At 70.5% G+C, this 21,844-nt stretch carries 19 protein-coding genes; 12 read left to right on the top strand and 7 right to left on the bottom strand.

Annotated features, from left to right (window positions below):
* Together yidC and mnmE are read left to right on the top strand one after the other, a co-directional pair.
* Nucleotides 1–1,451, top strand: a 1,451-nt coding sequence (yidC, locus tag FJ694_RS29785) for a membrane protein insertase YidC (protein ID WP_157271166.1), incomplete at its 5' end; no start/stop codon positions are given.
* 79 nt (nt 1,452–1,530) lie between these two features.
* Entirely contained in the window at nt 1,531–2,937 is a 1,407-nt protein-coding gene (gene mnmE, locus FJ694_RS29780) for a tRNA uridine-5-carboxymethylaminomethyl(34) synthesis GTPase MnmE (protein ID WP_157271165.1), read from the top strand.
* 1,097 nt (nt 2,938–4,034) lie between these two features.
* Here mnmE and FJ694_RS29775 read toward each other — a convergent pair.
* On the bottom strand, nt 4,035–4,679 hold the full coding sequence (locus FJ694_RS29775) for an NUDIX hydrolase (RefSeq protein WP_157271164.1): 645 nt from the start codon (nt 4,677–4,679) through the stop codon (nt 4,035–4,037).
* Between the two features lie 30 nt (nt 4,680–4,709).
* Nucleotides 4,710–6,710, bottom strand: coding sequence for a monovalent cation:proton antiporter family protein (locus FJ694_RS29770; protein WP_157271163.1), 2,001 nt, complete (start codon nt 6,708–6,710; stop codon nt 4,710–4,712).
* Between the two features lie 85 nt (nt 6,711–6,795).
* On the opposite strand from FJ694_RS29770, the gene FJ694_RS29765 reads away from it, so the two are divergent.
* The 4 genes from FJ694_RS29765 to FJ694_RS29750 are packed head-to-tail and all read left to right on the top strand — an operon-like array spanning nt 6,796 to nt 9,806.
* Nucleotides 6,796–7,782 (top strand): KpsF/GutQ family sugar-phosphate isomerase, encoded by a 987-nt coding sequence (locus FJ694_RS29765; protein WP_232540285.1) that lies wholly within the window; start codon nt 6,796–6,798, stop codon nt 7,780–7,782.
* Complete coding sequence (locus FJ694_RS29760; RefSeq protein WP_157271162.1) at nt 7,782–8,354, top strand: KdsC family phosphatase; 573 nt, start codon at nt 7,782–7,784, stop codon at nt 8,352–8,354. The genes FJ694_RS29765 and FJ694_RS29760 overlap by 1 nt, the downstream gene beginning before the upstream one ends.
* A 16-nt stretch (nt 8,355–8,370) precedes the next feature.
* The gene (gene lptC / locus FJ694_RS29755; protein ID WP_157271161.1) at nt 8,371–9,033 is read left to right on the top strand and encodes an LPS export ABC transporter periplasmic protein LptC; all 663 of its coding nucleotides are present in this window, start codon (nt 8,371–8,373) and stop codon (nt 9,031–9,033) included.
* On the top strand, nt 9,030–9,806 hold the full coding sequence (locus FJ694_RS29750) for an SDR family oxidoreductase (RefSeq protein WP_157271160.1): 777 nt from the start codon (nt 9,030–9,032) through the stop codon (nt 9,804–9,806). Before lptC ends, FJ694_RS29750 begins: the two co-directional genes overlap by 4 nt.
* A 193-nt stretch (nt 9,807–9,999) precedes the next feature.
* On the opposite strand, the gene rbp is transcribed toward FJ694_RS29750, so the two are convergent.
* A complete protein-coding gene (rbp, locus tag FJ694_RS29745) occupies nt 10,000–10,512 on the bottom strand; it encodes an RNA-binding regulator (RefSeq protein WP_157271159.1) in 513 nt (170 codons plus the stop codon).
* Between the two features lie 324 nt (nt 10,513–10,836).
* On the opposite strand from rbp, the gene FJ694_RS29740 reads away from it, so the two are divergent.
* From FJ694_RS29740 to FJ694_RS29730, 3 genes are all read left to right on the top strand, one after another.
* Complete coding sequence (locus FJ694_RS29740; protein WP_157271158.1) at nt 10,837–12,648, top strand: GMC family oxidoreductase; 1,812 nt, start codon at nt 10,837–10,839, stop codon at nt 12,646–12,648.
* Between the two features lie 121 nt (nt 12,649–12,769).
* Complete coding sequence (locus tag FJ694_RS29735) at nt 12,770–13,531, top strand: sulfite exporter TauE/SafE family protein (RefSeq protein ID WP_157271157.1); 762 nt, start codon at nt 12,770–12,772, stop codon at nt 13,529–13,531.
* Between the two features lie 64 nt (nt 13,532–13,595).
* Nucleotides 13,596–14,426, top strand: coding sequence for an HDOD domain-containing protein (locus FJ694_RS29730; protein ID WP_157271156.1), 831 nt, complete (start codon nt 13,596–13,598; stop codon nt 14,424–14,426).
* Nucleotides 14,427–14,454: 28 nt separating this feature from the next.
* Here FJ694_RS29730 and FJ694_RS29725 read toward each other — a convergent pair whose 3' ends face one another.
* Entirely contained in the window at nt 14,455–15,207 is a 753-nt protein-coding gene (locus FJ694_RS29725; protein WP_157271155.1) for a class II glutamine amidotransferase, read from the bottom strand.
* Between the two features lie 77 nt (nt 15,208–15,284).
* A complete protein-coding gene (locus FJ694_RS29720; protein WP_157271154.1) occupies nt 15,285–16,517 on the bottom strand; it encodes a geranylgeranyl reductase family protein in 1,233 nt (410 codons plus the stop codon).
* A 102-nt stretch (nt 16,518–16,619) separates the two neighbouring features.
* Here FJ694_RS29720 and FJ694_RS29715 point away from each other — a divergent pair, with 102 nt between their 5' ends.
* Both FJ694_RS29715 and FJ694_RS29710 read left to right on the top strand, forming a co-directional pair.
* Nucleotides 16,620–16,988, top strand: coding sequence for a TraR/DksA family transcriptional regulator (locus FJ694_RS29715; RefSeq protein ID WP_157271153.1), 369 nt, complete (start codon nt 16,620–16,622; stop codon nt 16,986–16,988).
* 89 nt (nt 16,989–17,077) lie between these two features.
* Nucleotides 17,078–17,665, top strand: coding sequence for a DUF2062 domain-containing protein (locus FJ694_RS29710; RefSeq protein ID WP_157271152.1), 588 nt, complete (start codon nt 17,078–17,080; stop codon nt 17,663–17,665).
* 111 nt (nt 17,666–17,776) lie between these two features.
* Here FJ694_RS29710 and FJ694_RS29705 read toward each other — a convergent pair whose 3' ends face one another.
* Together FJ694_RS29705 and FJ694_RS29700 are read right to left on the bottom strand one after the other, a co-directional pair.
* Nucleotides 17,777–19,975, bottom strand: a complete 2,199-nt coding sequence (locus FJ694_RS29705) for a malate synthase G (protein ID WP_157271151.1) — start codon at nt 19,973–19,975, stop codon at nt 17,777–17,779.
* Between the two features lie 34 nt (nt 19,976–20,009).
* Entirely contained in the window at nt 20,010–20,702 is a 693-nt protein-coding gene (locus FJ694_RS29700) for a haloacid dehalogenase type II (protein ID WP_157271150.1), read from the bottom strand.
* A gap of 178 nt (nt 20,703–20,880) precedes the next feature.
* On the opposite strand from FJ694_RS29700, the gene FJ694_RS29695 reads away from it, so the two are divergent.
* Nucleotides 20,881–21,825 carry a LysR family transcriptional regulator gene (locus tag FJ694_RS29695; protein ID WP_157271149.1) on the top strand — a complete coding sequence of 315 codons (945 nt, stop codon included), beginning with the start codon at nt 20,881–20,883 and terminating at the stop codon, nt 21,823–21,825.
* Nucleotides 21,826–21,844: the final 19 nt, after the last annotated feature.

Genomic DNA, 21,844 nt, shown 5'->3' with positions numbered 1-21,844 from the left:
TGGCCCCGGCCCCCGCGGCGCCGGTGGCCGGCGAGCTGGTGACACTGACCACCGACGTGGTCAAGGCCACCTTCAGCAGCCTGGGCGGCGACCTGGTGCGGCTGGAGCTGCTCACGCAGGTGGACCAGCAGGACCGGGACAAGCGCGTCGTGCTGTTCGACCGCAGCGCCGAGCGCACCTACCTGGCGCAGACCGGGCTGATCTCGCCCACCGGCGTGCAGCTGCCCACGCACCTGACGCCCATGACGGTGGCGCCGGGCCCGCGCGAGCTGGGCGACGGCAGCGAGCTGCAGATCCGCTTCGAGTCGCCCGAAGTCGGCGGCGTGCAGCTGGTCAAGACCTACACCCTGCGCCGCGGCGACTACACCATGGCCGTGCGCCACGAGGTGGTGAACCGCTCCGCGGCCGCCGTGGCGCCGCAGCTGTACCTGCAGCTCGCGCGCGACAGCCGGCCGCTGCCGGGCGACTCCTCGTTCTACGCCACCTTCACCGGCCCGGCCCTCTACACCGAGGCCAGCAAGTTCCACAAGGTGGACTTCGGCGACATTGCCAAGGGCAAGGCCGAGCACGACAGGAGCGCCGACAACGGCTGGATCGCCATGGTCCAGCACTACTACGCCTCGGCCTGGCTGGTGAACCAGGCGCAGCCGCGCGAGTTCCGCACCGCCAAGATCGGCGGCGACCTCTACAGCATCGCCATGGTGCTGCCGCTGGGCGAAGTCGCCCCGGGCACGACCAAGGCGCAGGACGCGCAGCTCTTCGCCGGCCCGCAGGAGGAAAACCGCCTGGAGGCGCTGGCCCCGGGGCTGGAGCTGGTCAAGGACTACGGCTGGTTCACGGTGCTGTCCAAGCCGCTGTTCTGGCTGCTGGACCAGCTGCACCGCATCCTGGGCAACTGGGGCTGGTCGATCATCGCCCTGGTGGTGCTGCTCAAGATCGCCTTCTACTGGCTCAACGCCAACGCCTACAAGTCGATGGCGAAGATGAAGGCGGTGAACCCGCGCATCCAGGAGCTGCGCGAGCGCTACAAGGACAAGCCGCAGCAGATGCAGCAGGAAATGATGCGCATCTACCGCGAGGAGAAGGTGAATCCGCTGGGCGGCTGCCTGCCGATCTTCATCCAGATGCCCTTCTTCATCGCCCTGTACTGGGTGCTGCTGAGCTCGGTGGAGATGCGCAACGCGCCCTGGATCGGCTGGATCACGGACCTCTCGGTCAAGGACCCGTACTTCATCCTGCCGCTGCTCATGACCGCCTCGACCATGCTGCAGACCTGGCTCAATCCGACGCCGCCGGACCCGGTGCAGGCCAAGATGATGTGGATCATGCCGCTGGTGTTCTCGGTGATGTTCTTCTTCTTCCCGGCCGGCCTGGTGCTGTACTGGCTGACCAACAACCTGCTGTCCATCGCGCAGCAGTACGTGATCAACAAGCGGCTGGGCGTGAACTGATCCGGTTCCAGCCCCGCACCGCCTGACCCCCGACGCCCCGCCCCGCGGGGCGTTTTCATTGGCGCCCCACAATTTGCCCATGCTTGCCCGACATCAGGATCCCATCGTCGCCATCGCCACCGCGCCCGGACGCGGCGCGGTGGGCATCGTGCGCGTCTCCGGCCGCGGCCTCGGCGCCCTCGCCGAGGCGCTGTGCGGCCGCGCGCTGCAGCCGCGGCGCGCGGCCTACGGCCCCTTCCTCGACGCCGCCGGCCAGGCCATCGACCAGGGCCTGGCCCTGTTCTTTCCCGGGCCGCACTCCTACACCGGCGAGGACGTGCTGGAGCTGCAAGCGCACGGCGGCCCGGTGCTGCTGCAGCTGCTGCTGGCGCGCTGTCTGGAAGCGGCGGCGCAGGCAGGTGCCGACGGCCGCGCGCGGCTGCCGCGGTTGCGCCTGGCCGAGCCGGGCGAGTTCACCGAGCGTGCCTTCCTCAACGGCAAGCTCGACCTGGCGCAAGCCGAGGCCGTGGCCGACCTGATCGACGCCAGCACCGAGGCCGCGGCGCGCTCCGCCGGACGGTCCTTGAGCGGCGCCTTCTCCGCCGAGATCGAGACGCTGCGCGAGCGCGTGGTGAAGCTGCGCATGCTGGTGGAGGCGACGCTGGACTTCCCCGAGGAGGAGATCGACTTCCTGCAGCAGGCCGACGCGCGCGGGCAGCTTGCGCGCATCACCGCCACGCTCGACGCCGTGCTGGACCGCGCGCGCCAGGGCGCGCTGCTGCGCGAGGGCATCAAGGTCGTGCTCGCCGGCCAGCCCAACGTGGGCAAGAGCTCATTGCTCAACGCGCTGGCCGGGGCGGAGCTGGCCATCGTCACGCCCATTGCCGGCACCACGCGCGACCGGGTGCGCGAGACGATCCAGATCCAGGGCGTGCCGCTGCACGTCATCGACACCGCCGGGCTGCGCGAGGCGCATGCCGACGAGGTCGAGCGCATCGGCATCGAGCGCAGCTGGCAGGCGATCGGGGAGGCCGACGCGGTGATCTTCCTGCACGACCTCTCGCGCCTTGGGCAGCCGGACTACGACGCCGACGAGGACCAGATCGCCCGGCGCCTGGGACTGGAGCACGCACGGGCCACGGGCGCGCGCGTGCTGCACGTCTACAACAAGGCCGACCTGGGCAGCGCGCCCGCGGGCAGCCTGGCGCTGTGCGCGAAGAGCGGGCAAGGGCTGGACGCGCTGCGCGCGGCGCTGCTGGAGCGCGCCGGCTGGCACGCTAGCCCGGAAGGCGTCTTCATCGCCCGCACCCGCCACGTGCAGGCGCTGCGCCGCACGCGCGAGCACCTGGAGCTGGCCGCGGCCCACGTCGATGCAGTTGAACCGCCGCTGGACCTGTTCGCCGAGGAACTGCGCCTGGCGCACAACGCGCTGGGTGAAATCACTGGGGCGTTCTCGGCGGACGATTTACTGGGCGAGATATTCAGCCGATTTTGCATCGGGAAATAGGGAGCAGAAAGCGCCGGAATACCTTTCATTTCCCACCCCCATCAAGGAAAAGCATCCGCCGGGACTCCGGCAGGATGCCTTTTTTATTTCCCAATCGGGGCACGCTCGATTTATCGAAGATGATCAATATAAATCGATAGAAATCAAATCATATTCTTCAAAAGTGTGGGCCAAGCCACAGGAAGCGGTCCGCCATCATATGCTTATCAAGACGATGATGAAAATTTCAAGGCGCGCTTAATATTTTCCGAAATTCGAGGCAATTTTTTTGAATACGTATTCGGATACTGCCTGAAAATTAAAAGCTCGATGGCACGGGTGTCACGCTTCCTGCCTCGTCATTCCGGCGAAAACCGAATCCACGCGTGCTGCGATGTCTCGCTGGTCAGTGCACGCACGTGCCGGCGTCGGCCTTTGCACCGTATCGGCGCACGTGGATTCCGGCTTTCGCCGGAATGACGGATCGGGGTGCGGAGCGTCGTGGCTGGCGGGATGCCAGGAGCCGTACTTCCCTCGGACAGCCTGTCGCTTGGCAGGGATCAGGGCGTAGTGAGCCAACCGGCCGGTCCAGGGTGCCTTCCGTGACTTCCCCCAAGTGCAAAACCCCACGTTCCCGGGCGACCCGCCATGGCGTCACACCGCGTGGCACGACCCGAATTTGAAGCGCCGGCAGCATCCTTCAATCATCATGACCACCATTCAAAACATTTGACCGCTGGTCGCCTCAAAGCCCGGATGTGTCAGACATCCTTGAAACGCCGTCTCGATCCCGCCGGGCCTCCCGGCCCTGATCGCCGGTCGCCTCGCGGGTTAGTTCTTCCCTCCCAATACAAGGATTTCAAGGTAGTCGTCGTAGTAGGCCCGGTCCTCGCCTGTGGATAACTGACTTATTCCCAAAGTTGTCAACCGCTTGGCGTGCGCACAAGCCTGTGGGCGGAGGCCCGTTTTGAAGGTCGGCCTACAGACAACAACTTCGGCTCAGCGGCCCGGCCTGTGCACAAGCCGGAGTTGTTCAAGTCAATCTCCACAGCTTTATTCATTTGCGGCGGACACGGCTGGGCGCGGCGCCTGGCAACGCCGCCGTGTGGGGGAGGCTTTCAGCCCCCGGCCAGCAGCCGCCGCAGCGGCGCGTCGCTCGGGTTCGCGAGGAAGTCCGCCAGCCGCGCGCGCGGCACCAGGTGCACCGCCTGCGACTCCCAGCCCATCGCGCCCGGGTGGCCACCGATGCGGCGGGCGCGGTAGTAGCGCGTGAGCGTCTGCGTGCGCCGGCAATCCAGCAGGAAGTCCTGCAGTTGCACCAGCAGCCCGGCCTCCTCCAGCGCTTCCTTCACCGCGGTGGCGCGCAGCGACAGGCCCGGGTCCTGCCGGCCCTTGGGGAAGGTGTTCACGTAACCGCCGAAGGCATTGCTGGGCGACACCAGCCAGAGGCGGCCGTCGGCCTCCTCGATCACCACGCCGGCGGCGGCTTTCAGGCTTGCGACGGCCGGGTAGGGCGGCTCGTCGAACACCGGCGCGGCCGCGGCCAGCGCTTCCCAGCCAGCCACGTCCGTGGGCAGCGCCGTGGCGGGCGCGAGCGCCACGCCGTGCAGCGTGTCCACCGGCAACGCGCCGTCGGGCACGACGCTGGCCGCCGCCTCCGGATCGAGCCAGGTGCCGGGCGCGGTGGGCGTGCTTGGGCAGTGCAGTGCCACGCGGTGGCCGGCCTCGTCGCGGCGCGGGTGGAACTCGGGAGAAGTGGACACCGCGAACGACTTCCGGTTTGTTGCGCAGGGTCAGCCGCGCAGCAACTTGTCCTCGGCCAGCGCCAGCGCCTCGGGCACGCCGGAGAGCACCAGCGTGTCTCCGGGGTGCAGCACGGTCGCGTCGCTGGCCGGCACCACCTGGCCGGCGGCGCGGCGCACCGACAGGATGCGCACGCCCAGCGCGTGCAGCGCCAGGTCGCCCAGCGGCTGCTCGACGCTGCCGGCGGCCGCCGGCAGGCTCACCGTGGCCAGCCGCGCCTGCTGGCGCTCCTCCAGCGTCTGGTCGTCGTCGGCGCCGTGGAAATGGCCGCGCAGCAGCCCGTAGCGGGCGTCGCGCGCGTCGCGCGCGATGCGGATGACGCGGCGCACCGGCACGCCGGCCAGCGCCAGCGCGTGGCTGGCCAGCATCAGCGAACCCTCCAGCGCCTCGGGCACCACCTCGGTGGCGCCGGCGGCGCGCAGCTTCTCCAGGTCGGCGTCGTCCACCGTGCGCACCACCACGGGCACGTGCGGCGCGTGCTCCTGCACCAGGTGCAGCACCTTCAGGGCCGAGGGCGTGTCGTGGTAGCTCACCACCACGGCGCTGGCCCGCGCCAGGCCCGCGGCCATGAGGCTGCGCAGCCGCGCCGCGTCGCCGAAGACCACGCTCTGGCCGGCGGCGGCCGCCTGGCGCACGCGGTCGGGGTCCAGGTCCAGCGCCATGTAGGGCACCTTCTCCGCCTCCAGCAACCGCGCCAGCGCCTGGCCGCTGCGGCCGTAGCCGCAGATGATCACGTGCGCCTCGTTGCGCATGGACTTCTTGGCGATGGTGGTCAGCTGCACCGACTGCAGCATCCAGTCGGTCGCGGAGAAGCGCATCACCAGGCGGTCGGCGTGCATGATCACGAAGGGCGTGGCCAGCATCGACAGCACCATGCTGGCCAGCACCGGGCTGACCCACTTCGGGTCGATCAGCCCGTGCTGGCTGCTCAGCGTCAGCAGCACGAAGCCGAACTCGCCGGCCTGCGCCAGGTACAGGCCGGTGCGCAGCGCCACCCCCGGCGGCGCGCGGAAGATGCGCGCCAGCGCCGCCACCAGCACGAACTTGGCCAGCAGCGGCAGCGTGGTCAGCATCAGCACCAGCGGCCACTGCGTGAGCATCGGGCGGCCGTCGAGCTTCATGCCGATGGTGATGAAGAACAGGCCCAGCAGCACGTCGTGGAAGGGGCGGATGTCGCTTTCCACCTGGTGGCGGTACTCGGTCTCGGCGATGAGCATGCCGGCCAGGAACGCGCCCAGCGCCAGCGACAGCCCGGCGTGCTCGGTGAGCCAGGCAAGGCCCAGCGTCACCAGCAGCACGTTGAGCACGAACAGCTCCTCGCTCTTGCGCCGCGCCACCAGCGTCAGCCACCAGCGCATGAGCTTCTGCCCGCCGGAGAGCAGCAGCGCCAGCAGCGCCACGGCCTTGAGCAGCGCCAGGCCCAGCGACTGCACCAGGTCGCCGCCGCTGCTGCCCAGCGCCGGGATCAGCACCAGCAGCGGCACCACGGCCAGGTCCTGGAACAGCAGCACGCCCAGCACGCGGCGGCCGTGCTCGCTCTCCAGCTCCAGCCGCTCGGCCATGAGCTTCACGACGATGGCGGTGCTCGACATCGCGATCGCCCCGCCCAGCGCCACCGCGCCCTGCCACGGCAGCTCCCAGGGCCGCGTGGTGAACGAGAAGACGAACTGCAAGAAGAAATTGCCCGCCACGGCGCCGAGCATCGTCAGCGCCACCTGCGACAGCCCGAGGCCGAACACCAGGGTGCGCATGCTGCGCAGCTTGCCCAGGTTGAACTCCAGCCCGATGGCGAACATCAGGAACACCACACCGAACTCGGCCAGGTACTTCACGCCCGCGCTGTCCTTGGCCAGCGCCAGCGCATTGGGGCCGATGAGCACGCCCACGGCCAGGTAGCCCAGCATCGGCGGCAGCTTCATGCTGCGGCACAGCACCACGCCCAGTACCGCGGCGACGAGATAGAGCAGGACGACTTCGAGCGTGGAGGCCATGGAACAAGCGCAGGAGAGGGCGGCGTGGCGGCGGGCACGCGGGCGTCGCAACCTAGAATCGCCGATCCTATCCGGACCCCCCGCAGTGAAACCCCTGGACACTCAACGCGCGCTCACCCTGGCCGCGCAAACCTTCGACATCGAGGCGCGCGCGCTGCTGGCGCTGAAAGACCGCGTGCAGCGCGACGACAGCTTCGCCCGTGCCGTGCGGCTGATGCTCGACTGCCGCGGCCGCGTGGTGGTGATGGGCATGGGCAAGAGCGGCCACGTCGGCCGCAAGATCGCCGCCACGCTGGCCTCCACCGGCACGCCGGCCATGTTCGTGCACCCGGCCGAGGCCGGCCACGGCGACCTGGGCATGGTCACCGCCGGCGACGTGGTGCTGGCGCTGTCGAACTCCGGCGAGAGCGACGAGCTCAACCTGATCCTGCCCGTGCTCAAGCGGCTGCAGGTGCCGCTGGTGGCCATGACCGGCCGGGCCACGTCGGCGCTGGCGCGCCATGCCGACGTGGTGCTCGACAGCGCCGTCGAGGCCGAGGCCTGCCCGCTCAACCTCGCGCCCACGGCCAGCACCACGGCGCAGATGGCCATCGGCGACGCGCTGGCGGTGGCGCTGCTGGACGCGCGCGGCTTCAAGGAAGAGGACTTCGCGCGCTCGCACCCGGGCGGCGCGCTCGGGCGCAAGCTGCTGGTGCTGGTGCGCGACCTGATGCGCTCGGGTGCTGCCGTGCCGCGCGTGAGCCCGCAGGCCGACTTCAACGCCCTGCTGCGCGAAATGACGGGCAAGGGCCTGGGCTTCACCGCCGTCACCGACGACGCCGGCGCGATCCTGGGCATCTTCACCGACGGCGACCTGCGCCGCCTCATCGAGCGCGGCGCGGATCTGCGCTCGCTCACCGCCGCCGACGTGATGCATCCGAACCCGAAGCGCGTGTGCGAGGACGACCTGGCCGTGGAAGCAGCCGACCTGATGGAGCAGCACCGCGTTACCAGCGTGCTGGTCGTGGACGAGGCCGGGAAGCTGGTGGGCGCGCTCAACAGCAACGACCTGATGCAGGCCAAGGTCATCTGATGCAGCCGGCACTGACCTTCGCGCCGGAGCTGCTGCTCAAGGCCCAGGGCCCGGGGCTGGGCATGCGCGCGGCGATCTTCGACGTGGACGGCGTGCTCACCGACGGCAGCCTCTACATCAGCGAGGCGGGCGAGGTGTTCAAGGCCTTCAGCGTGCTCGACGGGCAGGGGCTGAAGCTGCTGGCGCAGGGCGGCATCGTGCCGGTGGTCATCACCGGGCGCGACTCCACGGCTGTGCGCCGCCGCGTGGCCGACCTGGGGCTGCAGCACGCCTTCTACGGCGTCAAGGACAAGCTGGCGGTGGCGCAAGGCGTGCTCGACGCGCTGGGCGCCGGCTGGGACGAGCTGGCCGTGATCGGCGACGACTGGCCGGACCTGCCACTGCTGGCGCGCGCGGGCTTCGCCTGCGCGCCGGCCAACGCGCATGCCGAGGCGAAGGCGCGCGCGCACCATGTCACGGCCGCGCGCGGCGGGGAGGGCGCGGCGCGCGAGTTCTGCGACCTGCTGCTGGTGGCCAGCGGCCGCTACGCGGCGCTGCTCGACGGCCATCTCATGACGCTGGACGCGCGCTGAAAGGTCGCTGCTGCCCGTGCTGCCGCTTGACGACGATCCGCCGCTGGCCCCGCTCGCGCCCCGCGCCCCGGTGCATCTGCCCTGGACGCTGCGGCTGCGCGAGATGGTGCTGTCGTACCTGCCGCTGCTGCTGATGGCGCTGCTGGCGCTGGCCACCTGGTGGCTGGTCAAGAACACGCCCGGCGCGCCGGCCACCAGCCAGGAACGGGTGCTGCGCCACGAACCCGACTACCTCATGCAGGGCTTCCGGCTGCAGCGCTTCGCGGCCACGGGCGAGCTGCGCATGGAGATCGAGGGCACGCAGATGCGCCACTACCCGGACACCGACACCTTCGAGATCGACGAGGTGCGCCTGCGCTCGCTGGGCGAGGACGGCAGCGTGCTGCGCGCCACGGCGCGCCGCGCCCTCAGCGACGGCAAGGGCACGCAGGTGCAGTTGCTCGGCGCCGCGCAGGTGGTGCGCGAGGCGCCGGACGGCGGCGCGCCGGTCCAGGTGCGCAGCGAGTTCCTGCGCGTCTTCACCGAGGAGCAGCGGGTGCAGACCGACCAGCCGGTGCAGGTGTTGCAGGGCAGCAACGACATCCGTGCCGCCGGCGTGGACTACGACCACCGCAGCGGCGTCGCGCGCTACCAGGGGCCGGCCCGGGCGCGCTTCGACCCGCCGGGACGGCGGCGGTGAGCCGGCTCGTCTTCATCACCGGCGCTTCCAGCGGCATCGGCCAGGCGCTGGCGGCACGGGCTCTGGATGCGGGCGACCGCGTGGTGCTGGTGGCGCGGCGCACCGAGGCGCTGCGCGCCTGGGCCGATGCGCAGCCGGCGGCCACGGCCGGGCGCATCGCGCTGGTCGGCGCCGACGTGCGCGACGTGGCGGCGATGGCCCAGGCGGGCCGGGCCTGCATCGCGGCGCATGGCGTGCCCGACGTCGTCATCGCCAATGCCGGCATCAGCATCGGCATGGACACGGCCGAGTTCGAGGACCTGCAGGTCATGCGCGAGACGCTGGAGACCAACGTGCTGGGCATGGCGGCGAGCTTTCACCCGTTCATTGCCGCCATGCGCGAGCGACGCGCGGGCACGCTGGTAGGCGTGGCCAGCGTGGCGGCCATCCGCGGGCTGCCCGGACACGGTGCCTACTGCGCGAGCAAGGCGGCGGTGGTGTCGTACTGCGAGAGCCTGCGCGGTGACTGCCGGCCGTTCGGGCTGCGAGTGGTCACGATCTGCCCGGGCTACGTGGACACGCCGCTGACGCGGGGCAATCCGTACCCGATGCCGTTCCTGCTGTCGCCGCAGGCCTTTGCCGAGCGTGCCTGGCGTGCCATCGACGCCGGCGCCAGTTACCGTGTCGTTCCGTGGCAGATGGGCGTGGTGGCCAAGCTGCTGCGCCTGCTGCCCAACGCGGTGTTCGACCGTGTCCTCGCCGGCAAGCCGCGCAAGCCACGTCGCGGGCGCTGAGCGCCGGGCCTGGGCATTCCTGCTGCCAAGTTGCATCTGCAACTGGCCTGCGCTTGCAACCGCCAGTGCGCTGAAGTGCCATCGCCGGCATCGTCGCCGTTATCCCGGCACGTCCACAAAGCAAAAGGGCGCTGGTGTTGCCACCTGCGCCCTTGAAGCCCGGCCCTGTCAGGCCGGAGATGTGATCCGTGGATCAGTAGCCGCTGCTGCCGCCGCCGTAGCCACCGCGGCCACCGCCGCCGCTGCCACCGTAGCCGCCACGGCCACCGCCGCCGCCACCACCGTAGCCGCCACGGCCACCGCCGCCGCCACCACCGTAGGGGCTGCGGCCACCGCCGCCGCCGCCACCGTAGCCGCCACCACCGCCGCCGTAGCCGCCGCCACCACCACCGTAGCCGCCACCGCCGCCGCCATAGCCACCGCGGCCACCGCCGCCGTAGCCACCGCCCGGGCGCTCTTCACGAGGACGGGCCTCGTTGACCACGATGGCGCGGCCTTCCAGCGCCTGGCCGTTCATGCCGTTGATGGCGGCTTGCGCCTCGGCATCAGAGCCCATCTCGACAAAGCCGAAGCCCTTCGAACGGCCGGTTTCACGGTCCATCATGACCTTGGCGGAGGTCACCGAACCGAATTGCGCAAACGCCTCGTGCAACGACTCATCACGGACGCTGTAGGCCAAGTTGCCTACGTACAGCTTATTTCCCATGGGGAAGCCCCTTTCCAATCACTCACTCAATACCATGTGGAGCTTCAACCCATCGTGAACCACTCAACCGAAGGCGCCGCATCCAGACACAGGCGAACCATTATCAAGGAATCCTTCCGCACCACACGCCGTGAGGGCGTTAAATGTTGTGTTGCAGGTTGAGGACAAACCCGTAGCAAACCCGGGAATGCGCTCAGGGCGCAAGCCGCCGCGGCACGCGATAGCAGGATTTTCCTTGTGGTATGGGCACGATGGGCGGCAGCGCATCAGCATCTGAGTTTTCCAGATCCGGTTGCCCGCGCAAGCTCGGCATCCGACAGCACCATGAAAGACGAGACAAGCGCCACCTATGACTACATCGTCGTGGGCGCCGGCACTGCTGGCTGCCTGCTCGCCAACCGGCTCAGCGCTGATCCGGCGCGGCGCGTGCTGCTGGTGGAGGCGGGCGGGCGTGACGATTACCTGTGGATCCACATTCCGGTGGGCTATCTCTACTGCATCGGCAATCCGCGCACGGATTGGCTGTTCCACACCGAGGCCGACCCTGGGCTCAACGGCCGGCGTCTGCGCTATCCGCGCGGCAAGGTACTGGGCGGCTGCTCCAGCATCAACGGCATGATCTACATGCGCGGCCAGTCGCGCGACTACGCGCGGTGGGCAGCGGCCTGCGGCGACGCAGCCTGGGACTGGGATCAATGCCTGCCGTTCTTCCTGCGCCACGAGGACCACTGGCGCGGTGCCGACGACATGCACGCTGCGCCGGGTTTCGACCCGGACGGTCGGCGCCCGGGCGGCGAGTGGCGCGTTGAGCGCCAGCGCCTGCGCTGGGAGATCCTGGACGCCTTCGCGCAGGCGGCGCAGCAGGCCGGCATCCCGGCCACCGCCGATTTCAACCGTGGCAGCAACGAGGGCGTGGGCTATTTCGAGGTCAACCAGCGCGGCGGCGTGCGCTGGAACGCCGCCAAGGCCTTCCTGCGCCCGGCGCGCTCGCGGCCGAACCTCACGGTGCAGACCGGCGCCACCGTCACGCGCGTGCTGCTCGAGCGCGACGGCGACGGCGTACAGCGCGCCGCCGGCATTGAGATGCGCCTGGGCACCGACGGCGCGCCGGTGCGGGTGCGAGCCGCGCGCGAGGTGGTGCTCGCCAGCGGGGCCGTAGGCACGCCGGCACTGCTGCAACATTCGGGCATCGGCGCGGCGCCGCTGCTGCACGCGCTGGGCATTGCGCCGCAGCACGAGTTGCCCGGCGTGGGCGAGAACCTGCAGGACCACCTGCAGATCCGCGCGGTGTTCAAGGTGCGCGGCGTGCGCACGCTCAACACGCTGGCCAACTCGCTCACGGGCAAGGCGCGCATCGGGCTGGAATACCTGCTGCGGCGCAGCGGCCCGATGAGCATGGCGCCGTCGCAGTTGGGGGCTTTCACGCGCTCTGACCCCGCGCAGCCCTGGCCGGACCTGCAGTACCACGTGCAGCCGCTGTCGCTGGACGCCTTCGGCGAGCCGCTGCATCCCTTCGACGCCTTCACCGCCAGCGTCTGCAACCTCAACCCGAGCTCGCGCGGTCACGTGCGCATCGTCTCGGCCGACCCGGCGCAGCCGCCGTCCATTCGAGCCAACTACCTCAGCACCGAGCAGGACCGCCACATCGCCGCGCAGTCGCTGCGCCTGACGCGGCGCATTGCCTCGATGCCGGCCCTGGCGCCCTACCGGCCCGAGGAGTTCAGGCCGGGCGTGGAGTTCCAGAGCGACGACGAACTGGCTCGTCTGGCGGGTGACATCGGCACGACCATCTTCCACCCCGTGGGCACCTGCCGCATGGGCCGCGCCGATGACCCGCTGGCCGTGGTTGATGCCCGGTTGCGGCTGCGCGGCGTGCGCGCCCTGCGCGTGGCCGACGCCAGCGTGATGCCCACCATCACCAGCGGCAACACCAACTCGCCCACGCTCATGATTGCCGAGCGCGCCGCCCACTGGATGCGCACCGAGACACCGGAGGACACAACGTCTCGGGTAAACACCGATGCCAAAGTTACTGCAATTCCTTACATTGCCGGCACTCGCAGCGATGCCGCCTCCTCGGCAGGTGTCGTCTGGACGGAGGCCGAGGAGACTGTTCAGAACCAATCGATCAAGTGAGCGAAGCGCCGCCCCGATGGCGGCCCGCTGTCACAATTCAAGGGCGCCGGTTGATCCGGCGCCTTTTTTTTCGTCCCTGCGTCTCGCGCATGGCTTCGCTGTCTCCCGCTGCTGTTTCTTGATGAGCGAACTCCTGCTGGTTGCCCTGGCCTCCGCCTTGGCCGGTTTCATTGACTCCATCGTCGGGGGCGGCGGGCTGGTGTTGACGCCAGCGCTGTTCGCCGTCTACCCGCAGGCCGCGCCGGCAACGCTGCTGGGCACCAACAAGAGCGCTTCGGTGTGGGGCACGGCCTGGTCCTTCACGCAGTACGCGCGCCGCGTCAGCCTGAACTGGCGCACGCTGTGGCCGGCCGTGGCGGCAGCGTTGCTGGCGGCCTTCGCCGGCGCCTGGGCCGTCACGCAGGTCAGCCCGGCCGGGCTCAAGCGCGCGCTGCCGCTGATCCTGGTGGCGGTGTTCGCCTATACGCTGATGCGCAAGGACCTGGGACGCACGCACCGGCCGCGCTTCGTCGGCCGCCACGAGGCGCTGGCCGCCGCCGCGGTGGGCGCCGTCGTCGGCTTCTACGACGGCTTCTTCGGACCGGGTACGGGCAGCTTCTTCGTGTTCCTGTTCGTGCGCGTGCTGGGCTACGACTTCCTGCATGCCTCGGCCAGCGCCAAGCTGCTCAACGTGGGCACCAACGTGGCGGCGCTGGTGCTGTTCTCGGCCAAGGGCCACGTGTGGTGGCAGGTGGCGCCGGTGCTGGCAGCGGCCAACGTGGGCGGCAGCCTGCTGGGCACGCGGCTGGCGCTGCGCCATGGTGCGGGCTTCGTGCGCGGCGTCTTCATCGCGGTGGTGGGCGCACTGATTCTCAAGACCAGCTTCGATGCATTGCGGCTGTGAAGTCCTGACGTGCTTCGGCACGCACGCCGCTTACCATGAACCCTCCGCATCGCAGAACCGTGCCATGCCCGTCGATCCTGAACTGCGTCGCCTGGACGTCGACATCCCCACCCAGCCCCAGGCCCTGGCCCGGCTCACCACGCTGCTGGAGAGCGAGGGCGTGGCCATGCAGGCAGTGTCGGCCCTCATCGAGACCGACATGGCGCTGGCTGCGGCGGTGCTGCGCGCCGTCAACTCTTCGCTCTACGGGCTGCGCGGGCGCGTGCAGACCGTGCACCAGGCGCTGACGTACCTGGGCCTGCGCGAGGTGGCGGCCATCACCTTCGAGATCGGGCTGCGCGCCGTATTCCCGCCGGCGCGCGAGCTGGAGCCGCTGTGGCGCCACGCGGTGCGGCGCGGGCTGCTGATGGGGCGCATGGCGCAGCGCCTGGGCACGCCCGACGCCTGGGCTGCGCACTCGGCCGGGCTGTTCGAGGAATGCGGCAAGGCGGTGCTGTTCCGTCACGACTGTGCGCCGTACCGCGCCATGCTGAGCGCAGCCGGCAACGACGACGTGGCCCTGGCGCGGCTGGAGCGCGAGCGCTTCGGCGTCAGCCACGACGCGCTGGGCGCAGCGCTGTGCGAGAGCTGGGGCCTGGCCGGCGCGGCCGTGAACTGCGTGCGCAATCACGTCGCGGTGCAGCACGGCGCGCCGCTGCCCGAAGGGCTGCAGCGCGCGCAGGTGCTGGCGCTCTCGGCCGTGGCGCACAGCCTGATCCGTCTGCCCCACCAGCTCGAAGACACGGTGCAGCGCGTGGCCGACCCGGCCGGGATGCAGCCGCAAAAGCTGCTCGACACGGCGCAGCGCGTGCAGGAGCAGCTCCAGAACGCCGGCGAGGGTTACGGCGCCGCCTGAAAGGACAAGGCGCCGCCGAGCGCCGCGCTCAGGCCGGCGCGCCGTCTATGAAGAGGCGCAGCTCGCCGGGCTCGAAGGCCGTCCACTCCTCATCGGCGGTCAGCGGCTCGGTGGCGATCACGGCCACGCGGTCCTGCGGCGTGGTGAGCTGAGAGAAGTCCACCGTCAGATCCTCGTCGCGCAGCCGCGTGGCGCGGAACGGATGCCGGCGCTGCAGCCAGAACAGGCGCGTCGAGCCGTGCGCCCAAAGCGCCTGGCCGTTGGAGAGCAGGAAATTGAACGTGCCGTGTGCGTTGAGCTGCGGCACCAGCTCTGCCAGCGTGCGCTTGAGCTCGGGCAGCGCCGGCACGCTGGCATGCGCCTTGGCCAGCTCCTGCATCAGCCAGCAGAAGGCGCGCTCGCTGTCGGTGTCGCCCACCGGGCGGAAGGCGCCATGCAACCGCGGCTCGAAAGACTTCAGGTCGCCGTTGTGCGCGAACACCCAGTAGCGGCCCCAGAGCTCGCGCATGAACGGGTGCGTGTTCTCCAGCGCGATGCGGCCCTGCGTGGCCTTGCGGATGTGGGCGATGACGTTGCGGCTGCGGATCGGGTAGCGCTGCAGCAGCTCGGCCACCGGCGACTGGCGCGCGCCGTAGTGGTCCACGAACATGCGAACGCCGCGGTCTTCGAAGAAAGCGATGCCGAAGCCGTCCTTGTGCTCGTGCGCCCGCGTGGCCAGCCCCGTGAAGCTGAACATCACGTCGGTCGGCGTGTTGGCATTCATGCCCAAAAGCTGACACATGCGACCGATTGTGCAGGACCGGTGCGCGTGCGCCGGGGCCGCGTGGCCCCCGGCGCGGCGCGGTTTTCACGGGCGCTTCAAAGTCCGGGCGTGAGCAGCTTGACCAGGCCGCGCACCGTCAGCAGTTGGCCGGGGTTGTTGCGCTCCTCCAGCACGCCGGCCAGGCGGTCCAGCACCGACGGCCGCCGGCGCGCACGCCAGATCAACAGGTCGGCCAGCCACGGGTGGTTGTTGACGCGGTTGGCCTTCTCGTAGAGCGCGAAGCGTGGCCGCAGCGCGTGCAGCGCGTCCTCGTAGCGCGCGCGCACCCGGGCCTCGCCCAGTGCCTCGGGTCCCGCGGCGGCCAGCGCCTGCGCTGCCAGCAGCCCGGTTTCCATGGCCTTGCCAATGCCTTCGCCCGAGAAGGCGTAGGTGCTGCCCGCGGCCTCGCCGCACACCAGCAGCCCCGGGCGCGACCAGCGCGCGCCGGCCAGCGAGCAGCGCAGCGGCGCGCCCTTGACGTCGCTGACGATCTCGCCGTGCTCCATCAGCTCGCGCGCCGGCGCGTGCACCTCGCAGAAGGCCTCGAACAGCTGGCGCAGGTTCAGCGGCTGCATGCGGCCATGTCCTTTCGCGTCGGCGCTGTGGCTGCCCAGCAGCCCGGTGCCGATGTTGAGCACGCCGCCGGGCCCCGGAAACAGCCAGCCGTAGCCGCCGCGCAGCCGCGGGTGCCACACGATCTCCAGCGCCTGCACCCGCTGCGCCAGCGCCTCGTGGCGCACGTGCGCGCGCAGCGCCACGCCGGTGGGCGTGTGGCGCTCGCACATGCCCGCGGCGATGAGCGCCTGCGGCCGCGCCCCGGTGGCCAGCACCACCCAGCGCGCCGCCACCTCCAGCGCTTTGCCGTTCACCTGCAGCCGCGCGCCCACCACGCGCTCGCCGTCGAGCAGCGGCGCCTCGAAGCGTGCCGGCGCCAGCCAGCGCGCGCCGGCACGGCGCGCCGCCGTGCACAGGATCATGTCGAGCTCGCGCCGCGGCAGCACAGCAAGCGTGCCGGGCACGTCCACGCGCCCGCCGCGCGGACCGATGCAGGCCACGTGCGCCACGCGCCGCGCCTGCGCCATCACCTCTTCGAACACGCCCAGCCGGCGCAGCGCCGCCAGTGCGTCCGGGATCAGCCCGTCGCCGCAGACCTTCTCGCGCGGGAAGTCGTGCTCGTCGACGAGCAGCACGTCCAGGCCGGCACGCGCCAGCATCTGCGCACACGCGCTGCCGGCGGGCCCGGCGCCCACCACCAGCACCTCGCAAGCTCGGGGAAAAGTGTTTTCCATGGTGGCAAAGATTCTAGGCAGGCACCGGGCTTGACCCGGGTCAACGCCACCACCGTGCCGCCGCGCCACGATGGCCTCACAAACAACATGAGGAGATGGGCCATGGCGCTCACCACCGGTCAGCGCGCGCTGCTCGAATCGCTGCTGTTGCAGCGCCTGCACGAGCTGCAGCGCCAGATCGCGCTGCACCACGGCGACTCGCGCGTGACGCATGCGCAGGAACTGCTCGAGGCCCGCGACGCCGGGCGCGACGTGGACATGGCGCTGTCGAACCTGGACCTGCGCGAACTCGGCGACGTCAGCCTGGCGCTGCGCCGCGTGCGCGGCGACGACTACGGCCTGTGCGCCGACTGCGGCGGCGACATCGCCTTCGACCGGCTGCGCCTGGAGCCCTGGGCGCTGCGCTGCATCGCCTGCGAAAGCGCCATCGAGACACGCCAGCGCCGCCAGGCCCTGCGCGTGAGTCTCTGACGCACTCCCCCGCAAGAGGGATTCTTCCCCCCGTCGCAGGGCACCAAAGGGCGACGCGGCGCTGCGCGCTTGATGCCATGCTGGCGGGCATGCGCCTGCCCGTCGATCGCCTTGCCGTCAAAGCCGCGTGCCAGCTCGGCCGCTTCAAGCCCACGCCCGAAAAGCTGGTGCAGCAGCGCTGGCTGCGCTGGCTCGGCCCCTCGATCGCGCATCCGGGCTTGTGGAGCGTGAACCGCCATGCCATCGCGCTGGGCCTGGCCATCGGCATGTTCTTCGGGCTCCTGATCCCCATCGCGCAAATGCCGTTCTCGGCCGCCGCCGCGGTGCTGCTGCGCGCCAATCTGCCCACCGCCGTGGTCAGCACCTTTGTCACCAACCCGGTGACGATGGCGCCGCTGTACTACGCCGCCTGGCGCCTGGGCGCGACGGTGCTGGGCGAGCCCGAGCCCGCCGCGCCGGCGGTGCTGGCGTCGCCGGCCGCGGCGCCAGCGGCCCCTGAGGCGGCGGGCGCTTCGTGGTGGAGTTCGCTGTGGCAGCGCCTGCACGCGGTGGGCAAGCCGCTGCTGCTGGGCCTGGCGCTGATGGCCACGCTCACGGGCCTGGCCGCCTACGCGCTGGTCAGCGCCCTGTGGTGGCTGCACCAGCGCTGGCGCCGCGCCGCGCCGCCCCGGGACTGACGGGGCATCGAGGGCCGGCAAGCACCCGCTACAAGGACGAAGAGGCCGCAACCGCGGCCTCTTCGTCGTTTCAGGGGCCCGCTTCGGGACCCGTTCAGCGCGCTTTCAGGCTCAGGCCGCGGCGCCCGCCTTGACCTTCAGGCGCCAGGCATGCAGCAGCGGCTCGGTGTAGCCGCTGGGCTGCTCCAGGCCCTTGAAGATCAGGTCGCACGCGGCCTTGAAGGCGGCGCTGCCCTCGAAGTTGGCGGCCATCGGCTGGTAGAGGGGGTCGCCCGCGTTCTGCTCGTCCACCACGCGCGCCATGCGCTGCAGCGTCTCCATCACCTGCTCGCGGCTGGTCACGCCGTGGTGCAGCCAGTTGGCGATGTGCTGGCTGGAGATGCGCAGCGTGGCGCGGTCTTCCATCAGGCCGACGTTGTGGATGTCGGGCACCTTCGAGCAGCCCACGCCCTGGTCCACCCAGCGCACCACGTAGCCCAGGATGCCCTGGCAGTTGTTGTCGAGTTCCTGCTGGATTTCGGCGGCGCTCCACTTCGCCTCGGCCACCACCGGAATGGTCAGCAGCCCGGCCAGCAGCGTGTCGCGCTCGGCGGCGGCGTCGATCTTCTCCAGCTCCTGCTGCACCTGCGACACGTTGACCTGGTGGTAGTGCAGCGCGTGCAGCGTGGCGGCGGTGGGCGAGGGCACCCAGGCGGTGTTGGCGCCGGCCTTGGGGTGGGCGATCTTCTGCTCCAGCATGGCCGCCATCAGGTCGGGCATGGCCCACATGCCCTTGCCGATCTGTGCGCGGCCGCGCAGCCCGCAGGCCAGGCCCACCAGCACGTTGTTGCGCTCATAGGCCTGGATCCAGGCGCTGCTCTTCATGTCGCCCTTGCGCAGCATCGCGCCGGCCTGCATGGCGCTGTGCATCTCGTCGCCGGTGCGGTCCAGGAAGCCGGTGTTGATGAAGGCCACGCGCGCCGAGGCCGCGGCGATGCAGGCCTGCAGGTTGACGCTGGTGCGGCGCTCCTCGTCCATGATGCCCAGCTTCACCGTGTGCTGCGGCAGGCCCAGCAGCTCCTCGACGCGGCTGAACAGCTCGCTGGCGAAGGCCACCTCGGCCGGGCCGTGCATCTTCGGCTTGACGATGTAGACCGAGCCGGTGCGCGAGTTGCGCAGCCCGTTGGCACCGTGGCCCTGCAGGTCGTGCAGCGCGATGGCGGTGGTCACGACGGCGTCCATGATCCCTTCCGGAATCTCGCGCCCCTCGGCACCCCAGAGGATGGCCGGGTTCGTCATCAGGTGACCGACGTTGCGCAGGAACATCAGCGAGCGCCCGTGCAGACGGACCTCGCCGTTCGGGCCGTTGTAGATGCGGTCGGCGTTGAGGCCGCGGGTGAAGGTCTTGCCGCCCTTGGTGACCTGCTCGGTGAGCGTGCCCTTGAGGATGCCCACCCAGTTGGCGTAGGCCAGCACCTTGTCGGCGGCGTCCACCGCGGCCACGGAGTCCTCGAGGTCCAGGATGGTGGACAGCGCCGCTTCCAGCACCACGTCGCTGACGCCGGCGGCGTCGGACTTGCCGATGGTCGTGCCGCGGTCGATGCGGATGTCCACGTGCAGCCCGTTGTGCACCAGCAGCACCGACGACGGTTCACTGGCCTCGCCCTGCCAGCCCACCAGCTGCGCCGGGTCGGCCAGCGCGGCGCGGGCGCCGTCCTGGAGCGTCACGGCCAGCTGGCCGTTCTCAATGCGGTAGGCCGTGGCGTCGCGGTGCGAGCCCTGCGCCAGCGGCGCGGCCTGATCCAGGAAGTTGCGCGCGAACTCGATCACGCGCTGGCCGCGCACCGGGTTGTAGCCGGCACCCTTCTCGGCGCCGTCGGCTTCGGGCAGCGCGTCGGTGCCGTAGAGCGCGTCGTAGAGCGAGCCCCAGCGCGCGTTGGCGGCATTGAGCGCGTAGCGGGCATTGAGGATCGGCACCACCAGCTGCGGGCCGGCCTGCAGCGCCAGCTCGGCGTCCACGTTGGACGTGGTGGCCTTGGCGCCCACGGGCTGCGGCTGCAGGTAGCCGATGGACTCCAGGAAGCCGCGGTAGGCGGCCATGTCGGCGATCGGGCCGGGGTTCTTGCGGTGCCAGTTGTCGAGCTCGGTCTGCAGCCGGTCGCGCTCGGCCAGCAGCGCGGCGTTGCGCGGCGCCATCTCCGCCACGATGGCGTCGAAGCCGGCCCAGAAGCGCGCGCTGTCGATGCCGGTGCCGGGCAGGACCTGCTCCTCGACGAAGCGGTACAGCTCGGTGGCGACCTGGAGGCTATGGACGGTGGTGCGTGCAGTCATTTTTCGGGCTCGCTCTGTCAGGAGGTTGAAGGTCTTATTCGGGAAAGAAGGCCAGCACGTCGCGCAGGCTGGTGCCGCGGCGCGTGGGCTCGGTGTCCAGCGGGTCCAGCGGCGCGCCGGCGCGGTTCACCCACAGCGTGGTGTAGCCGTACCAGGTGGCGCCGATGGCGTCCCAGCCGTTGCTGGAGACGAAGAGGATCTGCCGTGCGGGCAAGTGCAGCGCCTGCGGCCCCAGGGCATAGGCGGCCGGGTCGGTCTTGAAGCGGCGCACCGCGTGCACCGACAGCAGCGGGTCGATGCAGTCGCCGAAACCGGCGCTGCGCACCGCCACGCCCAGCATTTCCGGGTCGCCGTTGCTCAGGATGCCGGCGCGGATGCCGCGCGCGCGCAGCGCCCGCAGCACTTCCATGTTTTCCGGAAACGCGCTCAGGTGCCGGTACTGGTTCATGAGCCGCTCTTCGTCGGCCGCGGTCAACGCCAGTCCCAGCCGCTGCGCCGCGAAGCGCAGCCCGGCGCGGGTCAGGTCCCAGAACGGCTGATAGCGCCCGCTCATGGTCAGCAGCCGCGTGTACTCGATCTGCTTGTCGCGCCAGATCTGCGCCAGCGCCTCGCCGCGGCCCGGGAACAGCTGCTCCGCCAGCAGCGACACGCTGTAGACGTCGAACAGCGTGCCGTAGGCATCGAACAGCACGGCGCGGGGCGTGGCGGGGTTGGCGGCGGCATCCATGGCTGGAATTTATTCCACCGCGCGCGATACATTAAGCGTCGAAGTTGCTAAGCATTCGTGACTTCAACGCAAAGATGTCGCGGGCATGCTCCGCTGCTCCCTGGGATAAGCCCTGCGCAGGTCATTGATCCGGGGCTTTTCCGTCCGCATTGCATTGCCCGCGCATTCCACCGCCGCCATGGACCGCCTCAAACAGATCGAATCCTTCGTTGCCGTCGCCACCAAGGGCAGCCTCACCGCCGCGGCGCAGGCTGAAGGCGTGGCGCCGGCCGTGATCGGGCGGCGCCTCGACGCGCTGGAGGAGCGCCTGGGCGTGAAGCTGCTGCTGCGCACCACACGCCGCATCACGCTCACGCACGAGGGCAGCGCCTTCCTGGAGGACGCGCAGCGGCTGCTGGCCGACCTGGCCAACGCCGAGGCCAGCGTCAGCGCCGGCGGCGTGAAGGCCAGCGGGCACCTGCGCATCACCGCGCCGGCGGGCTTCGGGCGACGCCACGTCGCGCCGCTGGTGCCGCGCTTCCTGGCGCAGCACCCGGAAGTCAGCCTCTCCCTCAACCTCAGCGACCGGGTGGTGGACATCGTCAATGAGGGCTACGACTGCGCCGTGCGCGTGGGCGACCTGCCCGACTCCAGCCTGGTGAGCGTGCGCCTGGCCGACAACCGCCGCCGCTGCGTCGCCGCGCCCGGCTACCTCAAGCGTGCCGGCGTGCCGCAGCACCCTTCGGAATTGCAGCGCCACGAGTGCCTGACGCTGAGCTCCGAAGCCAGCCAGACCCGCGGCTGGGCCTTCCTGGTGGACGGGCAGATCCAGCACCTGCGCCCGAGCGGCCGGCTCGACTGCAGCGACGGCCAGGTACTGCACGAGTGGTGCCTGGCCGGCCTGGGCGTGGCCTGGCGCAGCACCTGGGAGGTGGAGGCGGAGCTGGCGCGCGGCACGCTGGTGAGCGTGCTCGACGACTTCACCGCGCCGCCCAACGGCATCTACGCGCTGTTCCCGCAGCGCCGCCACCTGCCGCTGCGCGTGCGGCTGTGGATCGACTTCCTCAAGCACAGCTGGGGCGATCCGCAGTACTGGCAGTCGCCGGCCTGGGCCCCGGGCGCCGCCGCGCCGGCCCAGGCATGAAAAAGCCCGGCGTTGCCGG

It is taken from the genome of Azohydromonas aeria, from assembly GCF_009760915.1.
GTDB lineage: Bacteria > Pseudomonadota > Gammaproteobacteria > Burkholderiales > Burkholderiaceae_C > Azohydromonas > Azohydromonas aeria.
Note: the sequence above shows the minus strand (reverse complement) of the source record. Positions and strands in the feature narration are given on the sequence as shown.